The organism is Mycobacterium sp. (genome assembly GCF_036490025.1).
Lineage (GTDB): Bacteria > Actinomycetota > Actinomycetes > Mycobacteriales > Mycobacteriaceae > Mycobacterium.
Map to the genome: position 1 here is coordinate 1 of NZ_DASXEP010000057.1, position 20,359 is coordinate 20,359.

General features: G+C 66.8%; 18 protein-coding genes and 1 pseudogene. 10 read left to right on the plus strand and 9 right to left on the minus strand.

The annotated features are described in order from the left end of the window. The 4 genes and pseudogenes from VGG53_RS06560 to VGG53_RS06575 all read left to right on the plus strand — a co-directional run. A pseudogene (locus tag VGG53_RS06560) lies at positions 1-142 on the plus strand (transcription termination/antitermination protein NusG); the annotation flags it as partial. A 20-nt stretch (positions 143-162) separates the two neighbouring features. After that, the gene (gene rplK / locus VGG53_RS06565; RefSeq protein ID WP_331517203.1) at positions 163-591 is read left to right on the plus strand and encodes a 50S ribosomal protein L11; all 429 of its coding nucleotides are present in this window, start codon (positions 163-165) and stop codon (positions 589-591) included. An 81-nt stretch (positions 592-672) separates the two neighbouring features. Then, complete coding sequence (gene rplA, locus VGG53_RS06570; RefSeq protein ID WP_331517204.1) at positions 673-1,380, plus strand: 50S ribosomal protein L1; 708 nt, start codon at positions 673-675, stop codon at positions 1,378-1,380. A 66-nt stretch (positions 1,381-1,446) separates the two neighbouring features. Then, positions 1,447-3,318, plus strand: a complete 1,872-nt coding sequence (locus VGG53_RS06575; RefSeq protein WP_331517205.1) for a fatty acyl-AMP ligase — start codon at positions 1,447-1,449, stop codon at positions 3,316-3,318. 16 nt (positions 3,319-3,334) lie between these two features. Here VGG53_RS06575 and VGG53_RS06580 read toward each other — a convergent pair whose 3' ends face one another. The 8 genes from VGG53_RS06580 to VGG53_RS06615 form a co-directional block, all read right to left on the minus strand. Then, the gene (locus VGG53_RS06580; RefSeq protein WP_331517206.1) at positions 3,335-4,549 is read right to left on the minus strand and encodes an RNA polymerase sigma factor; all 1,215 of its coding nucleotides are present in this window, start codon (positions 4,547-4,549) and stop codon (positions 3,335-3,337) included. Positions 4,550-4,556: 7 nt separating this feature from the next. Beyond that, positions 4,557-5,255, minus strand: coding sequence for a YciI family protein (locus tag VGG53_RS06585; protein ID WP_331517207.1), 699 nt, complete (start codon positions 5,253-5,255; stop codon positions 4,557-4,559). A 96-nt stretch (positions 5,256-5,351) separates the two neighbouring features. Next, complete coding sequence (gene mmaA4, locus VGG53_RS06590; RefSeq protein WP_331517209.1) at positions 5,352-6,245, minus strand: hydroxymycolate synthase MmaA4; 894 nt, start codon at positions 6,243-6,245, stop codon at positions 5,352-5,354. 118 nt (positions 6,246-6,363) lie between these two features. Further along, a complete protein-coding gene (locus tag VGG53_RS06595) occupies positions 6,364-7,227 on the minus strand; it encodes a cyclopropane mycolic acid synthase family methyltransferase (protein WP_331517211.1) in 864 nt (287 codons plus the stop codon). Positions 7,228-7,353: 126 nt separating this feature from the next. Next, entirely contained in the window at positions 7,354-8,256 is a 903-nt protein-coding gene (locus tag VGG53_RS06600) for an alpha/beta hydrolase (protein ID WP_331517212.1), read from the minus strand. A gap of 4 nt (positions 8,257-8,260) precedes the next feature. Continuing rightward, positions 8,261-9,607, minus strand: coding sequence for an AarF/ABC1/UbiB kinase family protein (locus VGG53_RS06605; protein ID WP_331517213.1), 1,347 nt, complete (start codon positions 9,605-9,607; stop codon positions 8,261-8,263). A gap of 115 nt (positions 9,608-9,722) precedes the next feature. Further along, positions 9,723-10,649 carry an alpha/beta hydrolase gene (locus tag VGG53_RS06610; RefSeq protein ID WP_331517214.1) on the minus strand — a complete coding sequence of 309 codons (927 nt, stop codon included), beginning with the start codon at positions 10,647-10,649 and terminating at the stop codon, positions 9,723-9,725. Further along, positions 10,636-11,247, minus strand: coding sequence for a DinB family protein (locus tag VGG53_RS06615; protein WP_331517216.1), 612 nt, complete (start codon positions 11,245-11,247; stop codon positions 10,636-10,638). The genes VGG53_RS06610 and VGG53_RS06615 overlap by 14 nt, the downstream gene beginning before the upstream one ends. Positions 11,248-11,304: 57 nt before the next feature. On the opposite strand from VGG53_RS06615, the gene VGG53_RS06620 reads away from it, so the two are divergent. From VGG53_RS06620 to rplL, 4 genes are all read left to right on the plus strand, one after another. Further along, positions 11,305-15,480 (plus strand): NEW3 domain-containing protein, encoded by a 4,176-nt coding sequence (locus VGG53_RS06620; RefSeq protein WP_331517217.1) that lies wholly within the window; start codon positions 11,305-11,307, stop codon positions 15,478-15,480. A gap of 13 nt (positions 15,481-15,493) precedes the next feature. Continuing rightward, the gene (locus VGG53_RS06625; RefSeq protein ID WP_331517218.1) at positions 15,494-16,402 is read left to right on the plus strand and encodes an ROK family protein; all 909 of its coding nucleotides are present in this window, start codon (positions 15,494-15,496) and stop codon (positions 16,400-16,402) included. A gap of 229 nt (positions 16,403-16,631) precedes the next feature. Further along, positions 16,632-17,261 carry a 50S ribosomal protein L10 gene (gene rplJ, locus VGG53_RS06630; protein ID WP_331517219.1) on the plus strand — a complete coding sequence of 210 codons (630 nt, stop codon included), beginning with the start codon at positions 16,632-16,634 and terminating at the stop codon, positions 17,259-17,261. Positions 17,262-17,290: 29 nt separating this feature from the next. Further along, complete coding sequence (gene rplL, locus VGG53_RS06635) at positions 17,291-17,683, plus strand: 50S ribosomal protein L7/L12 (RefSeq protein ID WP_331517221.1); 393 nt, start codon at positions 17,291-17,293, stop codon at positions 17,681-17,683. A 55-nt stretch (positions 17,684-17,738) separates the two neighbouring features. Here rplL and VGG53_RS06640 read toward each other — a convergent pair whose 3' ends face one another. Next, entirely contained in the window at positions 17,739-18,425 is a 687-nt protein-coding gene (locus VGG53_RS06640; RefSeq protein ID WP_331517223.1) for a TetR/AcrR family transcriptional regulator, read from the minus strand. Positions 18,426-18,504: 79 nt separating this feature from the next. On the opposite strand from VGG53_RS06640, the gene VGG53_RS06645 reads away from it, so the two are divergent. Further along, on the plus strand, positions 18,505-20,019 hold the full coding sequence (locus VGG53_RS06645; RefSeq protein ID WP_331517224.1) for a carotenoid oxygenase family protein: 1,515 nt from the start codon (positions 18,505-18,507) through the stop codon (positions 20,017-20,019). A gap of 88 nt (positions 20,020-20,107) precedes the next feature. Beyond that, the coding region (locus VGG53_RS06650) for an ATP-binding cassette domain-containing protein (protein WP_331517225.1) at positions 20,108-20,359 on the plus strand (252 nt) is incomplete at its 3' end.

Sequence of the window (20,359 nt, forward strand, 5' to 3'; positions counted from 1 at the left end):
CGTCATGGACGGGCCGTTCGCCACGCTGCCGGCGACGATCAACGAGGTCAACGCCGAACAACAGAAACTCAAGGTGCTGGTGTCCATCTTCGGCCGCGAAACACCTGTGGAACTGGGCTTCACCCAGGTCTCGAAGATTTAACGGAAGGAATACCAACACTCATGGCCCCGAAAAAGAAGGCCGTCGGGCTGATCAAGCTGCAGATCGAGGCCGGGGCGGCCAACCCCGCTCCGCCGGTTGGCCCGGCGCTCGGCCAGCACGGCGTCAACATCATGGAGTTCTGCAAGGCCTACAACGCCGCGACGGAAAGCCAGCGCGGCAACGTGGTTCCGGTGGAGATCACCGTCTACGAGGACCGCAGCTTCACGTTCGCGCTCAAGACGCCGCCGGCTGCCCGGCTGCTGCTCAAGGCCGCGAAGGTGGCCAAGGGTTCGGCCGAACCGCACACCAACAAGGTGGCCAAGGTCAGCTGGGATCAGGTCCGCGAGATCGCCGAGACGAAGAAGGCCGACCTCAACGCCAACGACATCGACGCCGCCGCCAAGATCATCGCCGGGACTGCCCGGTCGATGGGAATCACGGTCGAATAGACCTGATTTCAGCAATGCCGTGGGAGGGCCAGCTTCGGCCCGCTACCTCAACCACGACCCAACATCAGATTGGATGAACGAATGAGCAAGAACAGCAAGGTATATCGCGCGGCCGCCGAGAAGGTGGACCGCGACAACCTCTACACGCCGTTGCAGGCCGCCAAGCTGGCCAAGGAGACGTCGTCGACCAAGCAGGACTCGACCGTCGAGGTAGCCATCCGGCTCGGCGTCGACCCGCGCAAGGCCGACCAGATGGTCCGCGGCACGGTCAACCTCCCGCACGGCACGGGTAAGACCGCCCGCGTCGCCGTCTTTGCGGTCGGCGAAAAGGCCGATGAGGCAACGGCAGCCGGCGCTGACGTGGTTGGCAGCGACGACCTGATCGAGAAGATCCAGGGCGGCTTCCTCGACTTCGACGCGGCGATCGCAACGCCCGACCAGATGGCCAAGGTCGGCCGGATCGCGCGGATCCTCGGGCCGCGTGGCCTGATGCCCAACCCCAAGACCGGCACCGTCACCCCCGACATCACCAAGGCGGTGAATGACATCAAGGGCGGCAAGATCAACTTCCGGGCGGACAAGCAGGCCAACCTGCACTTCGTCATCGGCAAGGCGTCGTTCGACGAGAAGCAGCTCGCGGAGAACTACGGCGCGGCGCTCGACGAGGTGCTGCGGCACAAGCCGTCATCCTCCAAAGGTCGCTACCTGAAGAAGATCACGGTGTCGACGACCACCGGCCCGGGCATCCCGGTCGACCCGGCGGTCACCCGCAACTTCTCCGAGGGCTGAGTAAACGGCCGTTGAGGGTAAGTCCCTGACGGCCAAACGCATCCCCGGTCTCTTAGAATTCTGCACATGGGCGGTGGCTGGAACGACAGTGATATTCGGGTAAGCCGGCCGGAGCTGACGGACTATCTGGATGAAGATGGCGAAATCTTCCTGCCAGAAGGCGTCAACCTGGTGACGTTTCTGGACCGCCACATCGACAACATCGGCGATGCCGTCGCTTACCGTTACCTCGACTACACCCAGCAAGCCGACGGCAGGGTCATCAACTTGACCTGGGCCGAACTCGGCACCAGATTGCGAGCCATCGGTGCTCGCCTGCAGCAGGTGACCTCCCGGGGCGATCGGGTAGCCATCCTGGCTCCGCAGGGCATCGACTACATCGTCGGTTTCTTCGCCGCGATCAAGGCCGGCGACATCGCTGTGCCGTTGTTCGCGCCGGAGTTGCCGGGGCACGCGGAGCGTCTGCACGCGGTGCTCGGCGACGCCCGGCCCACAGTGGTGCTGACTACGGCCGCCGTGGGTGCGGCGGTTCAGGAATTTGTCCGGTCGCTGCCGCGCAGCCGCAGACCGCGAGTGATCGCGATCGATGAAATCCCCGACTCGGTGGGTGCCACGTTTGCCCCGTTTGATCCCGACACCGACGACATCGCGTATCTCCAATACACCTCGGGGTCGACGCGGGCCCCGGTCGGTGTGGAGATCACCCACCGGGCGGTCGGCACCAACGTGCTGCAGATGGTGACCTCGACCGGTATGGACTGGGACATCCGCAGCGTCAGCTGGCTGCCGCTCTACCACGATATGGGTCTGCTGATGATCGTGTGCGTGGCGGTATTCGGCACCCAGGTCACGCTCATGTCGCCGATCTCCTTCGTCCGGCGGCCGCAGCGGTGGATCCGCCAACTGGCAGCGGAGTCCAAGTTCGGCCGCACATTCGCGGCGGCTCCGAATTTCGCTTTCGACCTGGCCGTCGACCGTGGGCTTCCGGAGGCCGGCGAAGACGTGGACCTGAGCAATGTGGTGTCGCTGATCAACGGCTCCGAGCCGGTGAGCATCGACTCCATCGACAGGTTCAACGCGGCGTTCGCCCCGTACGGGCTGCCGGGCACCGCGATCAAGCCTTCTTACGGGATGGCCGAGGCGACCCTTTTCGTCTCCACCATCGACCCCGCCGCCGGGGCAACCGTTGTCTATCTCGACCGGGACCAGTTGGGCGCGGGGCGTGCGGTTCGGGTCGCGCCGGACGCGCCCAGCGCCATCGCGCAGGTTTCTTGCGGCCGGATCGCGCGCAGCCAATGGGGAGTCGTCGTCAACCCCGACACCGAGGTGGAACAACCCGACGGGGAGGTCGGCGAGATCTGGTTGCACGGCGACAACATCGGCCGTGGCTACTGGGCACGCCCCGAGGAAACCGAGCAAGTGTTCGGCAACAAGCTGCAGTGCCGACTGGCGTCCGGCAGCCATGCGGACGGGGCGCCGAACGAGGCCACCTGGCTGCGGACCGGCGATCTCGGCGTCTACCTCGACGGTGAGCTCTACATCACCGGGCGCATCAAGGACCTGATCATCGTGGATGGCCGCAACCACTATCCGCAAGATATCGAGGCCACGACGGCCGAGGCGTCGTCGGCAGTGCGATCGGGTTATGTCGCCGCGTTCTCGGTGCCGGCGAAGCAGATGCCGGAAGCGCCCGCCGACGCGGCCGGCGAGCGTCTGGTCATCGTCGCCGAACGGGCGCCCGGGGCAGGCCGGGCTGAACTGCAACCGGTCATCGACGCCATCCGGGCCGCGGTATCGCGACGGCAGAGCCTACCCTTGGCCGACGTGCTGCTGGTGGCGGCCGGCGTCATCCCGCGAACCACCAGCGGCAAGTTGGCGCGACGGGCGTGCCGCGCCCAATATCTCAACGGCGAGCTGGGCCTACGGGGTCATTCCTGATACGGCGAGCAGTCGGCTACCCGCCGCACTCGGCGATCCGCCGGCGCAGGTAGTCGCGACCCGGGTCGGAACCGTTGGACGCCAACGCCGTTCGATACCAGCTGAGCGCATCCGCTCGCCGTCCCGCGCGGCGCAGCAAGTCGGCGCGCACCGACGCAACCAGGTTGGACCGCGCGAGCCGCGGGTCGTGCGCGACTTGTTCCAGCGCGGCCAGCCCGGCGTCCGGACCGTCGCGAAAGCCCACCGCCAGGGCCCGGTTGGCGCGCACCACCGGCGAATCCGTTATCGCCGACAGCCTGTCGTAGGCCGAGCAAATCGTGTGCCAGTCGGTCTGCTCCCAGGACGGCGCCGTGGCATGCAGTGCGGCGATCACGGCCTGCGGCAGGTAGGGGCCGGTCGAGCCCTGCGCCAGTCGGAGCCGATCCAGGCCTCGGGTAATCCGGCCGCGGTCCCAGCGGCCACGGTCCTGTTCCTCGAGCGGCACCAGCGCACCGTCGGCGTCAACCCGTGTCGATCGTCGCGAATCATGCAGCAGCACAAGGGCTGCCAGCGCCTGGGCGTCCGCTTCGGTCGGCATCAGCGTGCACAACTCGGACGCCAGCCGGACGCCCTCGTCGCACAGCTCGTCGCGGATCGCCGACGGGCCGGCCGTCGACCAGTAGCCCTCGGTGAACACCGAGTAGATGCAGCTGAGCACGTGCGATGTGCGCTCGGCCAACAACTCGGCCGGCGGCACCCGCAGCGGGATGTTCGCGTGCCGGACTTTGGCTTTTGCCCGGGTAATACGTTGTCCGACAGCAGTTTCCGTCTGCAGCAGCCCGCGGGCGATCTCGGCGACGGTCAGCCCGGACACCAGCCGCAGCGTCAGCGCCAGCTGTGACAGCCGGTCGAGGGCCGGATGCGCGCAGGTGAACATCATCCGCAGTTCGTCGTCGCGAACCGGATGGACATCAACCTCGGTGCGCGCCCGAATATTGTCGACCACCGCGACCAATTCCTTTCCCGGGCGCGCCGACTCGCGACGCAACCGGTCGCGGGCGCGGTTGCGCGCCACGGTCAGCACCCATCCACCGGGGTTATCCGGCACGCCGTCACGGGGCCATGTCCGCAACGCCTCGACGAATGCTTCCTGGACGGCGTCCTCGGCGACGGTGAGATCGCCCGACCATCGGGCCAGCGCGGCCACGGCCGGACCCCACTCGCGCCGAAAGACGCCGTCCAGGTTGACCATTCGTGGGCTAGAGCCCCGACACGCCAGCCAACTGCCGCAGCTCCACAGCAGAAGCAGGAATCATGGACGCCAACTTGGCGGCCTCGTCGCGGTCGGCGGCTGACAGCAGGTAGAAGCCCGTGGCGATTTCGGCACTTTCGGCGAACGGCCCGTCGGTGAGCAACACCTGGCCGTCGCGGACGCGCACGGTGGTCGCCGTCGCCGGCTCGTGCAATGCTGCGCCACCGACGACGTGATCGCCCGCGGCAGCGGTGAATTCGCCGTGTCGCCCGGCTTCGGCCTGCCATTCCGGTGTGCCCGGGGTGTTGACCGCTGTCGGCGGCTCCAGCAGCAGCGCCAGCCACTGGGCGTCGGAGCGCGACCACTCGGCGTCGACGGTGTGGAAGATCGGCCGAACCTCGATCGCGCCGTCCTGTGCGGCGGGAATGTCGCGGGCCAGCGCGAGTGCGTCATCGAGATTCTCGGCCTCGAACACGTAGTAGCCGCAGGCGATCTCGGCGGACTCGGCGAACGGTCCATCGGTGATCACGGGTGCATCAGGATCGCCGGTGATGCGGGCTCCGGTAGGCGACGGCAACAGGGCGTCGCCGGCGCGAATCGCCGGTCGAGCCTTGGCGTGGAAGCTTTGGTAAGCCGCCATCCCGTCAGCGCGCTCGTCGGGCGTGAGCTCCCGCTCCTGGCTGATCAGCAAAGCGAGGTACTGCATTGTGGTCTCCTCCGGTAGTGAGCGGAACCCTGCGTTCCACTCTCTACCCGTCCGACGAACGGCGCAGCCACAATCCGACAGCGGCGGGAAAGAAAGTTACGCCGCGGCGCCCGGCTTCAGGTAGGTGACCAGGCTGACGTCTATTACTTCGTCGGCGAAGTAGTGCTCGCAGCCGCGCAGGTACTTCATGTAGCGCTCGTAGACCTCTTCGGACTGGATCGCGATGGCCGTGTCCTTGTTGGACTCCAGCGCGTCGCCCCAGATGCGCAGTGTCTTGATATAACTCTCCCGCAGCGAAATGGGTTGGGGCACCACAAATCCCGCCTTTTCGCCGTGCTCGACCATCATGCCGGTGGACGGCAGGCGACCGCCGGGGAAGATCTCGGTGAGGATGAACTTGATGAACCGCGCCGTCTCGAACGTAAGCTTCTTTCCGCGCGCGTTCAGGTCGTAGGGGTGGTAGGCCACGCTGCTCTGCACGGTCATCCGCCCGTCCTCGGGCATGATGTTGAACGCGTTCTTGAAGAAGTGGTCGTAGTTCTGGAAGCCGAAGTGCTCGAATGCCTCGATGGACACGATCCGGTCGACTGGATCGCTGAAATCCTCCCAGCCACGCAGCAGCACCTGACGTGAGCGGGTGGTGTCCAGGTCGTCCAGCACCCGCTGGGCGCGGGCGTGCTGGTTCTTGGACAGCGTCAGGCCGATGACGTTGACGTCGTACTTCTCCACCGCGCGGCGCATGGTGGTTCCCCACCCGCAGCCGATGTCCAGCAGCGTCATACCGGGCTTCAGATCCAGCTGGTCGAGGTTCAGGTCGACCTTGGCGATCTGGGCTTCCTCCAGCGTCATGTCGTCACGCGTGAAGTAGGCACTGCTATAGGTCCGCGTCGGGTCCTGAAACAACCCGAAAAAGTCGTCGGACAGGTCGTAGTGCGCCTGGATGTCCTCTGGACGCGTCCGTGTCTGCGATGAACCTTGCTTCTCAGGCATCAGTATTTGTTAGCCCTTCCTACTGCCTGGGGTGTTACCGCACCCGGGTTTCGAGCACACTACCCGGCGCTATCAGACGCCGGAGTAACAACGTCGTTGTTCATTGTGCGTGTCGAAATCATTTTTCCAGGGTGAATTGGTTGACATCGATGTAGCCAACCCGGAATCCGTTGGCGCAACCGGTCAAATAGCGCATGTAGCGGTCGTACACCTCTTCGGACTGGATCTCGATCGCTTCGTCTTTGTGCGCTTCCAGCGCCGCCGCCCAGTGGTCGAGGGTCTTGGCGTAGTGCGGCTGCAGCGACTGCCTGCGGGTCAGGGTGAAGCCCGCCTTCGATGAACGGTCCTCCACCATCTCGATCGACGGCAACCGGCCGCCGGGGAAGATTTCGGTGACGATGAACTTCAAGAAGCGGGCCAGCTCGAACGTCAACGGCATGCCGCGTTCGGCCATCTGCGTGCCGGTCAGGCCGGTGATCGTGTGGAGCAGCATCACGCCGTCGTCGGGCAGGGCCTGGTTGGCCATCTTGAAGAACTCGTTGTAGCGGTCGTGCCCGAAGTGCTCGAATGCGCCGATCGACACGATCCGGTCCACCGGCTCGTCGAACTCCTCCCAGCCGGCCAGCCTGATCTGCTTCGTGCGGGGACTGTCCATCTCGTCGAGCGTCGTCTGCACGTGTGAGGCCTGGTTTTTGGACAGCGTCAGGCCGATGACGTTGACGTCGTACTTCTCCACGGCGCGGCGCATCGTGCTGCCCCAGCCGCAGCCCACGTCGAGCAGGGTCATCCCGGGCTGCAGTCCCAGCTTGCCCAGCGCCAGGTCGACCTTGGCCCGCTGGGCCTCTTCCAGCGTCATGTCGTCACGTTCGAAGTAGGCACAGCTGTAGGTCTGGCTGGGGTCGAGGAAGAGCCGGAAGAAGTCGTCCGACAGGTCGTAGTGTGCTTGAACGTCCTCGAAATGCGGCCGGAGCTCTTGGGCCATTGCGCAACGCGCCTTCCTGGATTTTTCTTGGTTTCCGCCGGTGCTGGCCGGGACTTTCCGCCCCCTGCGATCCACCGGCCATGCTAGTCGATCGGCCTGGTCGGGCCGAATCCGAAAACCGGTGGATCAGGCCTGGGCAAAGGTGGTGGTCAGTTCGCCGGTGATCTGGTCCCACAATTTCTCGGGCAGGTCGTGACCCATGCCGTCGAACAAGACCAACCTGGCGCCCCGGATCGCGCGGGCGACGACCCGGCCGCCGAACGGCCGCTGCAACTTGTCGGCTTTGCCGTGCAGGACCACAGTCGGTGCGGTGATCTGCCGGTCGTAGCGGGCCAGGCTGCCGCTGGCGATGATCGCGCCGAAGTGCCGGGCCACCCCCCACGGGTAGTAGCAGCGGTGGTAGGCCTGGATCGCGTCGTCGCGCAGCCGCTGTTCGGTCGCCGGGTAGCCGGGGCTGCCGATGATCCGCCACACTTTCACGGAGTAGTCGGCGATTGCGTCGAGTGACGAATTCGGCGGCGGTCCCTTGAGGACGGCGAACAGTGCCTTCGGGTGCGGCGGCGGCAGGAACGGCTGGTTGTTGCTGGAGAAGATCACCGCCAGCGAGCGGGTCCGCCAGCCGAACCGTGCCGCGAAGATCTGGGCGATCATGCCGCCCATCGACGCGCCGACGATGTGGGCGCGCTCGATCTCGAGATGGTCGAGCAGCGCGGCGGCGTCATCTGCCATGTCCTCGAGCCGGTAGTCCGCCTGGCCGGGAATTCCCAGCCAGAACTTGACCATGTTGGGGATCAGCGCTGCGCCCTTGCTGTGCCGTTCGGTTTTGCTGGACAGGCCCACGTCGCGGTTGTCGTAGCGGATCACCCGCAGACCCTGCGCGAGGAGCTTTTCGCAGAACCCGTCGCGCCACAGCAGCAGCTGCGAGCCCAGCCCCATGATCAGCAGGACGGCTGGGTCGTTCGGGTCGCCCATGTCTTCGTAGTAGATGTCCAAATCGCCCGAATGTGCTGTGCCGCTACGGGTTTCCACCGGATTAAACCTCAACATCGGCATTGTGTTCGCGGGCAACCTCGACCATGAAGTTGGCGAAGTAACCGGTGAGCTGTGGATCGGACATCATCTGCCACCGCGGAGCCAGCAGCTTCATGTACCGCTCGACGTAGAGGAACTGCTTGCCGATCAACACCAGCTCGCGCGGCAGCTTGACGTCGTAGGCATCGGCCAGTGCCGAAAGCTGCTTGCCGATGTCGGCATAGGACAGCTCGCCCAGCCTCTGCATGGTCAGCGGGGTGGCGAAGCGCTCCAGGTCCCTGGCGGCCTCAGCCTCGGGCCGCATGGTGCCCACGGCGCCCATCAGCACCACGATCTTGCCGGCCGCGGCGTGGTCCTTCTTCACCAGCAGCGCGTGGACCAGTTCGCGCAGCAGCCACCGGGTGCGCGGATCGATGCGGCCCATGATGCCGAAGTCGAAGAACACGATGTGGCCCTGATCGTCGACATAGAGGTTTCCGGCGTGCAGGTCGCCGTGGAAGAGGCCGTGCCGCAGGCCGCCCTCGAAAAGGCTGAACAGCAATGCCTTGACCAGCTCGGTGCCGTCGAAGCCGGCCTTACGGATGGCGGCGACGTCATCGATGCGGATGCCCTGCACCCGCTCCATCGTCAGCACCCGCTCGGAGGTGAGGTCCCAGTACACCTGCGGCACTCGGATGTTCTTGCCCAGCGGTGACGGCTGCAGGTGCGATACCCAGGCCTCCATCGACTGGGCCTCGAGCCGGAAACTCAGCTCCTCGGCCAGGTTGTCGGAGAAGTCCGCGACGACGTCTTGGGCGGACAGCCGGCGGCCCAGCTTGGCCAGCTCCACGGTCTGCGCGAAGCGTTTGAGGATCTGCAGGTCGGCGGCCACCCGGCGACGGATGCCCGGCCGCTGGATTTTGACGACGACGTCCTCGCCGGTGTGCAGGGTCGCGTAGTGCACCTGGGCGATCGACGCCGATGCGAACGGCTCCTCTTCGAAGCTGGCGAACAGCTCCGACGGCTCGCCGCCGAGCTCCTCGGCGAGCAGCTTGTGCACCTGTTCGGTGTTGGCCGGCGGCACTCGGTCGAGCAGGCCGCGGAATTCGCGGGACAGCTGCTCGCCGAACGCGCCGGGACTGGAGGCGATGATCTGGCCGAACTTGACGTACGTGGGGCCCAGGTCGGCGAAGGTCTGCGGCAGTTGCTTGATGACCTTTTGCTGCAACGGCCCCTTGCCGGGCAGCTTGGCCAGCACGCGGGCAGCGGTGCGGGTGAGCTGCCAACCGGTCACGCCGATGCGAGCCGCCTCGACCGGCAGCGGCACCCGATCCAGCCTGGCAACCCCGCGGTGGTTGTTGGAACTCATTGCTGCAGTGTCTCAAATGGCCGAGATGGGTACCGAATCACGCAGGTCAGGGGTTCGGCTGCGGGCCGCGAACGTGAAACTGTGGCGAATCCGCCGGCGAAATCCCGCCGTGGTTTCACGCTCGGCGCCCGAAGTTCTCGGTCAACGTCTCGACAATCGGCCGCCACACCGGTTCGGGCAGGTCGTGACCCATGCCGTCGATCACCACGTAGCGGGCGCCCGGGATGGCCGCGGCGACCGCCCGGCCGTTGTGCGGCCGCAGCATGGGGTCCTGCGAGCCGTGCAGCACCACCGTCGGCGCGGCGATGGCCTTGCTGAAGCCCAGCAGGCTCCCGGTGCCCAGCACCGCGTCGAACTGGCGCAGCATGCCGGCCGGATAGCTGGACCGCTCGGCGAGCTGCTGGACGCGTCTGCGCAGCTCGGCTTCGGGCGGCAAGAAATTGGGGCCGTTGAACACCGCGACGTTGCGGACCTCGAAGGCGAGCTTTTCCTCGTCGGAGGCGTCCTCGCCGGGCGCATTGAACGCGAGCCTGATCACTCGCCACGCCGGCAGCCGGGAGAACGGCTTACCCGTGGTGGACATGACGATGGCCAGCGACGCGACCCGGTCGGGCTCGGTGGCGGCCAGGATCTGCGCGATCATCCCGCCCATCGAGGCGCCGACGACGTGCGCCCGGGCGATGGCGAGGTGATCGAGTAGCGCCACGACGTCGCGCGTCATGTCGACCAACGTGTAGGGCACCTGGCTGCCGCGGCCCAGCAGGTAGCGGCCGACCCGCCGATATACCGAGCCCTCGGCGCGCTGCCCGTGCATCTTGGCCGACAGCCCGGTGTCGCGGTGGTCGAACCGGATCACCCGGTACCCCGCGTCGACGAGCTGCGCGCAGAAGCCGTCGGGCCACATCGGCAGCTGGGCGCCCAGGCCCATGATCAGCAACACCGGCGGGTCGTTGGGGTCGCCGAGGTCCTCGTAATAGAGCTCGACAAATTCGTCAGCGCCATCGGGTGTTTCGCGGCGAGCGATGCCGCTACGGGTCAGCACGGGGTCGCTCCGGCTGCCACGGCGTCACCCAGCCGTCGATCGCCCAGCCCTCCAGCCCGGCGAGCAGTTCGTACATGGTTGCGCCGTCGATGCTTTCCCGGATGATGTCGGCATGGCCGGAGTGCCGGGTCAGCTCGTTGATCACGTGCAGGATCACCCACCGCACCGACCAATCCTTGATGCCCTTCGGAAACCACGGAATATCTTGCGGGACTGGCACTGCCGCGTCCAGGTCGGCCGTCTCGACCAATCGCAGCGAGGTGGCATTCTGGGCTTCGAATGCGCTCAGCAGTCCGTCCAGCGTCTCGTCGGATCGCATCGTGTGCTGGTCGGCGAAATCCTTGGCGATCTGGTCGAACGGTCGGGGATCGCGCGGTGGGGCCTGCGGTGCGGCGGCGACTCGCGCCATCCAGGTGCGCTGCATCCCGGTGGCGTGCTTTACCAATCCGCCGATCGACAGCGCACTGACCGTCGGGCACGAGCGCGCCTGCTCGTCGGTCAGGCCGTAGGCCACTGCGAAAAACGCGCTCTGGTGATACGCCAGGTACTCCCGTAGGGCGCTGCGTTCGTCGGCGACGGGCGAAGCCAGAGCAGGCATCGGCGATCCTTCCTATTGCTTGGATGCAAGCCTGTCATCCGGTCGTAGGGTGCAGTAATGCAGGTCATTTCCGCGGAGTCGACGGAACTTTTCTCAGGCTCACCGGACGCGCCGATCCAGTTGGCGCGGGTGAGCGTCGACGGCGTCGCGGAGCGGGCGGCGGTCTGTGTCGACGGTGACGGGCTGAGCGGGTCGGCGGTCGCAGAGGTCGGGCAGCACGTCGTCGAAGTGCCGGTGACCGTGCAGCGGCCGGTGACCGGGCAACGCCGCGAGGCGCGGGTGCAGGTCGGGGATTCCGTCACATCGTTCGTGTTCACCGTCGCCGAGCCCGGCTGGACCATGTTCATGGTCAACCACTTTCACTACGACCCGGTGTGGTGGAACACGCAAGGCGCCTATACCAGCGTCTGGACCGAGGATCCGCCCGGCCGGTGCCGGCAGACGCACGCCTTCGACCTGGTGCACATGCATCTCGAAAAAGCCCGCAGCGAACCGGAATACAAGTTCGTGCTGGCCGAGGTCGACTACCTCAAGCCATACTGGGACACCCACCCCGAAGACCGGGCCGATCTGCAGCTGCTCATCGCCGAAGGCCGCGTCGAAGTGATGGGCGGCACTTACAACGAACCCAGCACCAACCTGGTCAGCCCCGAGACCACGATCCGAACTTTGGTGCACGGCTTCGGTTTTCAGCGCGACGTGCTGGGTGCCGATCCGGCGACGGCGTGGCAGCTCGACGTGTTCGGGCACGACCCGCAGTTTCCCGGGATGGCCGCCGACGCCGGGCTGACTTCGAGCGCGTGGGCGCGTGGACCGCACCACCAATGGGGGCCGACGCACAACGAGTGCGGTGTCGACGGCATGCAGTTTTCCAGTGAATTCGAATGGGTCTCCCCGTCGGGTCGCGGACTGCTCACCCACTACATGCCGGCGCACTATGCGGCGGGCTGGTGGATGGACGAGTCGACGTCGCTGGCCGACGCGGAAGACGCGATCCAACGGTTGTTCGACGACCTGAAGAAGGTGGCGCTGACCCGCAACGTGCTGCTGCCGGTGGGCACCGACTACACGCCGCCGAACCGGTGGATCACCGAGATCCACCGGGACTGGGCGTCGCGCTACACCTGGCCGCGATTCGTCTGCGCGTTGCCACGGGAGTTCTTCGCTGCCGTGCGCAGCGAATTGGACGCCCGCGGACTGGCGCCGCCGCCGCAGACCCGCGACATGAATCCGATCTACACCGGCAAGGACGTGTCCTACATCGACACCAAGCTGGCCAACCGGGCGGCCGAGCACGCCGTAGTGGCCGCCGAGAAGTTCGCGGTGTTCGCCGCCCTGGTCGCCGGTGTCGATTATCCAGAAGCCGCCCTGGCCAAGGCGTGGGTCCAGTTGGTGTACGGCGCCCACCACGACGCGATCACCGGCTCGGAGTCCGATCAGGTTTACCTCGACCTGCTGACCGGTTGGCGCGACGCGTGGCAGCTCGGCCATACCGCGCGAGACAACTCGCTTGCGGTGTTGTCCAGCGCGGTCGATGCGGGCGAGGCGCTGGTGGTGTGGAATCCGTTGACGCACAACCGGAGTGACGTGGTGACGGCGCACCTCGATGTCCCGGTGGCGGCGGACGCCGGGGTGGTGGACGTCGACGGCACTGAACTGCCGACGGTCGTCGAGGACGACGGCCACACGCTGACCTGGCTGGCGCGCGACGTGCCCTCGCTCGGCTGGCGGGCCTACCGGCCGGCCGGCGGCGGCGCGGCGACTGGCTGGAAGCGGTTGTCGGGCAACGGTATCGCCAATGAGCACTATCGCCTCACCGTCGACCCGTCGCGCGGCGGCGGGGTGTCTTCACTGGTTCACCACGGGCAAGAGCTGATCGCCGACGGCCGGGTCGGCAACGAGCTGGCCGTCTACCGGGAATACCCGGCCCATCCGCGGGAAGGCGAAGGCCCGTGGCATCTGGTGCCCAACGGGACCGTGGTCAGTTCCTCGGAGCGGGCGGCGCGGGTCAGCGTAGAGCACAGCCCGGTCGGGCAACGCCTCGTCGTGCGCGGTCGTATCGGAAATATGCTGCGCTACCAGCAATCCCTGACGTTGTGGCACGGCGTCGACCGAGTCGACTGTCGCATCACGATCGACGACTTCGGCGACGCCGACCAGTTGCTGCGGCTGCGCTGGCCATGCCCGGTGCCGGGGGCGATGCCGGTCAGCGAAGTCGGCGACGCGGTCATCGGGCGCGGTTTCGCGTTGCTGCGCGACGGTTCTGAGTCAGTAGATTCCGCACGTCACCCCTGGACATTGGACAACCCGGCCTACAGCTGGTTCGGACTGTCTTCGGCTGTTCGGATCCGAGACGGCGACGGTGTGCGGGCGGTCTCGGTCGCCGAAGTGGTTGTGCCGGCCCAGACGCAGTCCGGCTCGTTGGCGCGCGACGTGATGGTTGCGTTGGCGCGCGCCGGCGTCACCGCGACCTGTAGCGGCGCCGACCGATCACGCTACGGCTACCTCGCCGTCGACTCCAACCTGCCGGATGCCCGCATCGTCGTCGGTGGCCCGGGCCAGAACGCATTCACCAAAACCGTTTTGGCCGCCGCCGACCCGGTCTACGCCGGCGAGATCGACCGTCAGCTGGCTCAGCTGGGCCGCGCCGTGGTCTGGGTGCCCGCGGCAGTGTCGTTGACCGAGGGCTGGGTTCCCGGCGCCGATCTGCGCGACCCGGCGGCGCTGCCGGTGCTGGTGATCGCGTCGCGCGACGACGCCGAACTGGGCGCCGCGGTCGCTTCGGTGGTCGCCGACCTCGCCGACGCGGAAATCGCTGTCGACCAGCGGGTACCCACCGGCATGCAGCGCGGCGAGCCACGCACCGTCGCGCTATTCAACCGGGGGACACCGAGTTTCGCCATCGACAGCGACGGCACCCTGAACACCGCGCTGATGCGGTCCTGCACCGGCTGGCCGTCGCAAGCCTGGATTGACGAGCCCCGGCGCACCGCGCCGGACGGCTCCAGCTTTCAGTTACAGCACTGGACTCACAGCTTCGACTACGCGCTCGTCGCCGGCGACGGCGATTGGCGCGACGCGGCGATCCCGGCCCGCAGCGCCGAGTTCTCCGCGCCGCTGCTGGCCGTGCAGCGTTCGCCCGCACCCGGCGCGCTGCCGACATCCGGCTCGCTGCTCAACGTCGAACCGGCCGGCGGTGTCCACCTGGCCGCGTTGAAGCCCGCCGGTAATCCGTTGGCGCGCAACAGTGCTGAGTCCGCCACCCCCGCTATGGTTGCCCTGCGGCTGGTTGAAACCCGCGGTGGTACCGTGCACGCAGAAGTGCGGTCCGCGCTGGGCAGCCTCAGCGATCTGCAGCCAGCCGATCTGCTGGAAACGCCGCTGCCCGACCGGCCGGCCCGGCGGACCGCCGCTCTGCGCGGTTACCAGATCAGCACCGAGTTGGCCCGCCTCGAGATATCGCCGCTGATCGACTCCGCTACAACGGCATTGGCCCCCGAGACCGAGAACTGCCAGCCGCTGTACGCGCGCTACTGGCTGCACAACCGCGGACCCGCGCCGCTGGGCGGCTTGCCGGTCGTCGCGCATCTGCATCCGCATCGGGCCGCGGCCGCCGGGACGGACTTGGATCTGCGTCTGACCGTCGCCAGCGATTGCGTCGACGCGAGGTTAGCAGGCGCCGTCACACTGGTCTGTCCGGCGCGCTGGTCGGCCGACCCGGCTCGGCAGTCGTTTGCGCTGCCGGTGGGTGGCCATCTGGAAAGCCATGTGGCGGTGCAGATGCCAAAGTATGTCGAGCCGGGTGTGTATCCGGTTCGGGCACAGCTGCGGGTCGACGGCGATCACCTGCCGCCCTCGTGGCATCAGGTCGTGGAGGACGTGTGCCTGGTGACGGTCGGCGATGTCGACGACAGCCCGGTGATGTATCTGGTCGACGGTCCGGCCGATGTCGAAGTGGCCGTGGGCGATTCGGCAAAGCTGACCGTCACCGTGGGTAGTGAGGCCTGCGGCGACCTGGCTATCGAGGCGCATCTCGTCAGCCCGTGGGGGACCTGGGAGTGGATTGGACCGGCGACCCAGGGTGCGGTGTTGCCGGCCGGTGGCACCGCCGAGCTCAGCTTCGATGTCGCACCGCAGGCCTGGGTCAAGCCGGGCAGGTGGTGGGCGCTGGTGAGAGTTGGTTGCGCCGGAAACCTGGTCTACTCGCAGGCGGTCAACGTGAAGGTCCGATGAATAACGCGGCGACGTGCTGACCCTGGCCCTCGACATCGGCGGCACCAAAATCGCCGGCGGCCTCGTCGACTCGTCCGGTGAACTGGTGCACACCGCCACCTATCCGACGCCGAATGGCCCGGCAGCAGAGCATGTTTGGACAGTGGTGCAGCAGATGATCGCCGACACGGTCGCCGTGGCCGACGGCGCGATCCGCGCGGTCGGCATCGGCTGCGCAGGACCCGTCGACTCGACCGCCGGGACTGTCAGCCCGATCAACATCGTCAGCTGGCGCGGCTTTCCGCTGCGCGATCAGATCGCGGCCGTGGTGCCCAACGTGCCGGTGCTGCTGGCCGGCGACGGCGTCTGCATGGCACTCGGTGAGCACTGGCGCGGGGCCGGTCGCGGCGTCGACTTCCTGCTCGGCATGGTCGTTTCCACCGGGGTGGGCGGTGGGCTGGTGCTCGGCGGGGCGCCGTACCACGGGCGGACGGGCAACGCGGGCCACGTCGGTCACGTCGTTGTCGAGCCCGACGGGCAGCTGTGCCACTGCGGCGGCCACGGCTGCGTCGAGACCGTCGCCGCCGGCCCGTGGATGACGCGGTGGGCGCTGGACAACGGCTGGGCCGGGCCGCCGGGGGCGGACGCGGCGGCGCTGGCCGACGCGGCCGCTGCCGGTGATCGCGTCGCGGTGCTGGCGTTTCACCGTTGTGCCACCGCGCTGGCCGCGATGATCACCTCGGTCGGCGCGGTATGCGACCTGAATTGTGTGGTCATCGGCGGGGGAGTGGCGAAATCCGGTCGGACATTGTTCGACCCGCTGGAAGCGGCGCTGGCGAACTACACGGGTTTGAGCTTCATCCGCGACCTGCGGGTGGTGCCCGCCGAGCTCGGTGCCGACGCCGGGCTGATCGGCGCGGCCCGGCTGACAGTTGTCGGCTAGCGCAGCACCGTTTTGGCTGATCGCTGCCGTCCACGGTATGGTTGTCGGCGATCCACCGAAGACCGTCGGTCACCGAGCAATCGGTTGAAGGTCCGGGAATTCCCGGCGGCCCACGCAGGAGGACGAGGCAGACTTTCGTTGACCGCGCGCCGACGCAATATCCACGCCCCGACCGCTTCCTGCGTCGGGGCGTTCGTCATTCCCGGGCCGAGAACCCAAGGAGGAATGCATGGCCCAGGCTGACAAGGCCACAGCCGTTGCAGACATCGCCGAGCAGTTCAAGAGCTCCAGCGCGACCGTCATCACCGACTATCGCGGCCTGACGGTCGCGAACCTGGCCGAGCTGCGCCGCTCGCTGGCCGGCTCGGCGAGCTACTCGGTCGCCAAGAACACGCTGATCAAGCGGGCCGCGTCGGAAGCCGGCATCGAGGGCCTCGACGAGCTGTTCGTCGGACCGACCGCGATCGCGTTCGTCAGCGGCGAGGCCGTTGACGCCGCGAAGGCGATCAAGAAGTTCGCCAAGGACCACAAGGCATTGGTCATCAAGGGCGGCTACATGGACGGTCGCGCGTTGACCGTCGCCGAAGTCGAGCGCATCGCCGATCTGGAATCCCGCGAGGTTCTGCTCTCCATGCTGGCCGGAGCGATGAAGGCCAACCTGTCCAAGGCGGCCGGGCTGTTCAACGCCCCCGCCTCGCAGGTGGCCAGGCTTGCTGCCGCACTGCAGGAGAAGAGAGCCGCCGAGGCGCCCGCCGAAGCTGCTGCCCCCGAAGCCCCGGCTCCTACGACCGAGGTCGCTGCGGCCGAGCCGGAACCGACCGAAACACCGGCGGAATCAGCCGCCGAAACCACCGAATAACCTTATCCACCACTGAGGAAGGACCCACCATGTCCAAGCTGTCCACTGACGAGTTGCTCGACGCCTTCAAGGAACTGACCTTGCTGGAGCTTTCGGAGTTCGTCAAGAAGTTCGAGGAGACCTTCGAGGTCACCGCGGCCGCCCCGGTCGCCGTGGCCGCTGCCGGCCCCGCTGCAGGTGGCGCGCCCGCCGAGGCGGCCGAGGAGCAGTCGGAGTTCGACGTCATCCTCGAGGCCGCCGGCGACAAGAAGATCGGCGTCATCAAGGTTGTGCGTGAAATCGTCTCCGGCCTGGGCCTGAAAGAGGCCAAGGACCTGGTCGACGGCGCGCCCAAGCCAGTTCTGGAGAAGGCGCCCAAGGAGGCTGCCAACGACGCCAAGGCCAAGCTCGAGGCCGCCGGCGCCACCGTCACCGTCAAGTAGTCGATCCGCGAAAACCCCCGAAGCCCACGCACTCGGCTTCCGGGGTTTCGTGCATTCAGCGACGCTGGACTGCGTCCTGCTGAGACTTTCGCACCTGCTCAGGCGAATCGCCTAGCGCGACAAGAAGATTCGTCGTCAGCGCGGCCAGCACCGGCCCGACGGCGCTACCTTGCGCGCCGTAGTAGCCGGCGAGCTCGAGCATGACGAAGCCGTGGACCGACGCCCAGAACTGCGCGGCGGTGGCCACCACGGTGGCGTCGTCGTCGGGTGAGCCGGCCGCGATCCGACCGGCCGACACGCAGCGGTGCACCCCGCGCACGACGTGGGCGAAGCTGGGGTAGTGGTCGTCGATCTCGGCCACGCTCAGGGTGAGGACATCATGTGCCGGCGCATTGATACCGTGCGCGCTGGTGCTGCCGAACATCAGCCGGTACATATGCGGGCGTTCGATCGCATAGCCTCGGTAGGCGATCCCGGTAGCCACCAGATCCGCGACCGGATCCGGCGTCGACGGCATCGTCATCGCGGCGTCGAACTGGCGCAACCCCTCTTCGGCGACCGCGGCGATCAAACCGGGCATTCCGCCGAAATAGGTGTAGACCGCCATCGTCGACGTCCCCGCGGCGCTGGCGATTTTGCGGGTCTGCAGCCCGTCGGGACCGTCCTGGTTGAGAATGTCCACCGCGACGCTCAGCAGCTCATCCCGCACGCTGCGTTCGTTCTGCGAATTCCCTGGACTCATCAATTGACATCTTGACACAGCCCGCCAAAGATTGGTATAACAATGGCATATCAATGTTATTCGAGCTTGGAGGCCGAAAGTGAGCACAGCCGTCACCGCCACACCAGCGAACCCGTATCTCGATGACTTTCTGGCGCCGGTCAGCACCGAAGTGACCGCGACCGATCTGGCGGTCACCGGTCATATCCCCGACTACCTCGACGGGCGCTACCTGCGCAACGGCCCCAACCCCGTCGCCGAGGTCGACCCCGCCACTTATCACTGGTTCACCGGCGACGGCATGGTGCATGGCGTATCGCTGCAGGACGGCAACGCCAACTGGTACCGCAACCGCTGGGTCCGCAGCGCCACTGTGCGCGCGCACCTAGGCGAGCCGACGACGGCCGCCCCCAACCTGCGGACCGGCATGCAGTCCCTCGGCGCCAACACCAACGTGCTGGCCCACGCCGGCAAAACCCTGGCCGTCGTCGAAGGCGGCGTGGCCAACTACGAACTCACCGACGACCTCGACACCGTCGGGACCTGCGACTTTGACGGGACCCTGGCCGGCGGTTACGCCGCTCATCCGCACCGCGACCCGCGTACCGGCGAACTGCACGCGGTGTCCTACTCCTTCGCCCGCGGCAAAACCGTGCAGTACTCGGTGATCGACACCCACGGCCAGGCCCGGCGGACCGTCGACATCGAGGTGTCGGGATCGCCGATGATGCACGACTTCTCGCTGACCGAGAAATATGTGGTGCTCTACGACCTGCCGGTCACGCTCGACCCGGTGCAGGTGATGCCGGTGAAGGTGCCTTCGTGGCTGCAGTACCCGGCTCGGTTGGTGGCGCAGTCCGTCATCGGTCGCGTGCGGGTGCCCGGGCCGATCGCGGCGATGGTCAACCGTAAGGAGCGGCAGGACTACGTAATGCCGTACGCCTGGAATCCGCGCTATCCGGCCCGCATCGGTGTCATGCCTCGCGAGGGCGGCAACAAAGACATCCGGTGGTTCGACATCGAACCGTGCTACGTCTACCACCCGCTCAACGCCTACTCGGAGATGCGCGGCGGCGATGAAACTCTGGTGCTCGACGTGGTCCGCTACGAGCGGATGTTCGACCGCGATCGACGCGGGCCCGGCGGCGTCACCCCCACGTTGGACCGCTGGACCATCAACCTGACCACCGGCGCGGTGTCCACCGAACGCCGTGACGACCGTTCCCAGGAGTTCCCCCGGATCAACGAGACGCTGTTGGGCAGCCGGCATCGTTTCGGATACACCGTTGGCGTCGACGGCGGCTTCGTCGACTCAGGCAGAACGAAAATGTCGACATCGTTGTTCAAGCACGACTACGCGACCGGATCGAGCATGGTGGCTCCGCTTGACCCCGACCTGCTGATCGGTGAGATGTCCTTCGTGCCGCGTCCGGCCGGCGGCTCCACGACCTCGGCCGAGGACGACGGAATTCTGATCGGCTACGGGTATCACCGCGGACATGACGAGGGCCAGCTGCTGTTGCTCGATGCCCAAACCTGCGAATCGGTGGCGACGGTCCATTTGCCGCAGCGGGTACCCATGGGTTTTCACGGAAACTGGGCGCCCCGGGACTGATCAAATCTCACATACCCGTGCGCTACAGTGACTCAAGCCACAAGCAGGGCTTGGGCTGCCATGAGCAACGTCAGCGGGAGGGTTTCGCATGGGCATCGGTATCTCGGTCGAGGGACTGACGAAGTCTTTCGGGTCCCAGCGAATCTGGGAAGACGTCACGATGGAGGTCCCGGAGGGCGAGGTCAGCGTGTTGCTGGGTCCGTCGGGTACGGGTAAGTCGGTCTTCTTGAAGTCGCTGATCGGCCTGCTGCGTCCCGAGCGCGGCTCGATCGTCGTTGATGGCACCGACATCACGGAGTGCTCGGCCAAGGAGTTGTACGACATCCGCACGCTGTTCGGG

What these genes read in the sequence shown, in the direction of transcription:
- rplK (WP_331517203.1), top strand. Translation starts at nt 163, where the DNA reads ATGGCCCCGAAAAAGAAGGCCGTCGGGCTGATCAAGCTGCAGATCGAG.
- rplA (WP_331517204.1), top strand. Translation starts at nt 673, where the DNA reads ATGAGCAAGAACAGCAAGGTATATCGCGCGGCCGCCGAGAAGGTGGAC.
- VGG53_RS06575 (WP_331517205.1), top strand. Translation starts at nt 1,447, where the DNA reads ATGGGCGGTGGCTGGAACGACAGTGATATTCGGGTAAGCCGGCCGGAG.
- VGG53_RS06580 (WP_331517206.1), bottom strand. Translation starts at nt 4,549, where the DNA reads ATGGTCAACCTGGACGGCGTCTTTCGGCGCGAGTGGGGTCCGGCCGTG.
- VGG53_RS06585 (WP_331517207.1), bottom strand. Translation starts at nt 5,255, where the DNA reads ATGCAGTACCTCGCTTTGCTGATCAGCCAGGAGCGGGAGCTCACGCCC.
- mmaA4 (WP_331517209.1), bottom strand. Translation starts at nt 6,245, where the DNA reads ATGCCTGAGAAGCAAGGTTCATCGCAGACACGGACGCGTCCAGAGGAC.
- VGG53_RS06595 (WP_331517211.1), bottom strand. Translation starts at nt 7,227, where the DNA reads ATGGCCCAAGAGCTCCGGCCGCATTTCGAGGACGTTCAAGCACACTAC.
- VGG53_RS06605 (WP_331517213.1), bottom strand. Translation starts at nt 9,607, where the DNA reads ATGAGTTCCAACAACCACCGCGGGGTTGCCAGGCTGGATCGGGTGCCG.
- VGG53_RS06615 (WP_331517216.1), bottom strand. Translation starts at nt 11,247, where the DNA reads ATGCCTGCTCTGGCTTCGCCCGTCGCCGACGAACGCAGCGCCCTACGG.
- VGG53_RS06620 (WP_331517217.1), top strand. Translation starts at nt 11,305, where the DNA reads ATGCAGGTCATTTCCGCGGAGTCGACGGAACTTTTCTCAGGCTCACCG.
- rplJ (WP_331517219.1), top strand. Translation starts at nt 16,632, where the DNA reads ATGGCCCAGGCTGACAAGGCCACAGCCGTTGCAGACATCGCCGAGCAG.
- rplL (WP_331517221.1), top strand. Translation starts at nt 17,291, where the DNA reads ATGTCCAAGCTGTCCACTGACGAGTTGCTCGACGCCTTCAAGGAACTG.
- VGG53_RS06640 (WP_331517223.1), bottom strand. Translation starts at nt 18,425, where the DNA reads ATGAGTCCAGGGAATTCGCAGAACGAACGCAGCGTGCGGGATGAGCTG.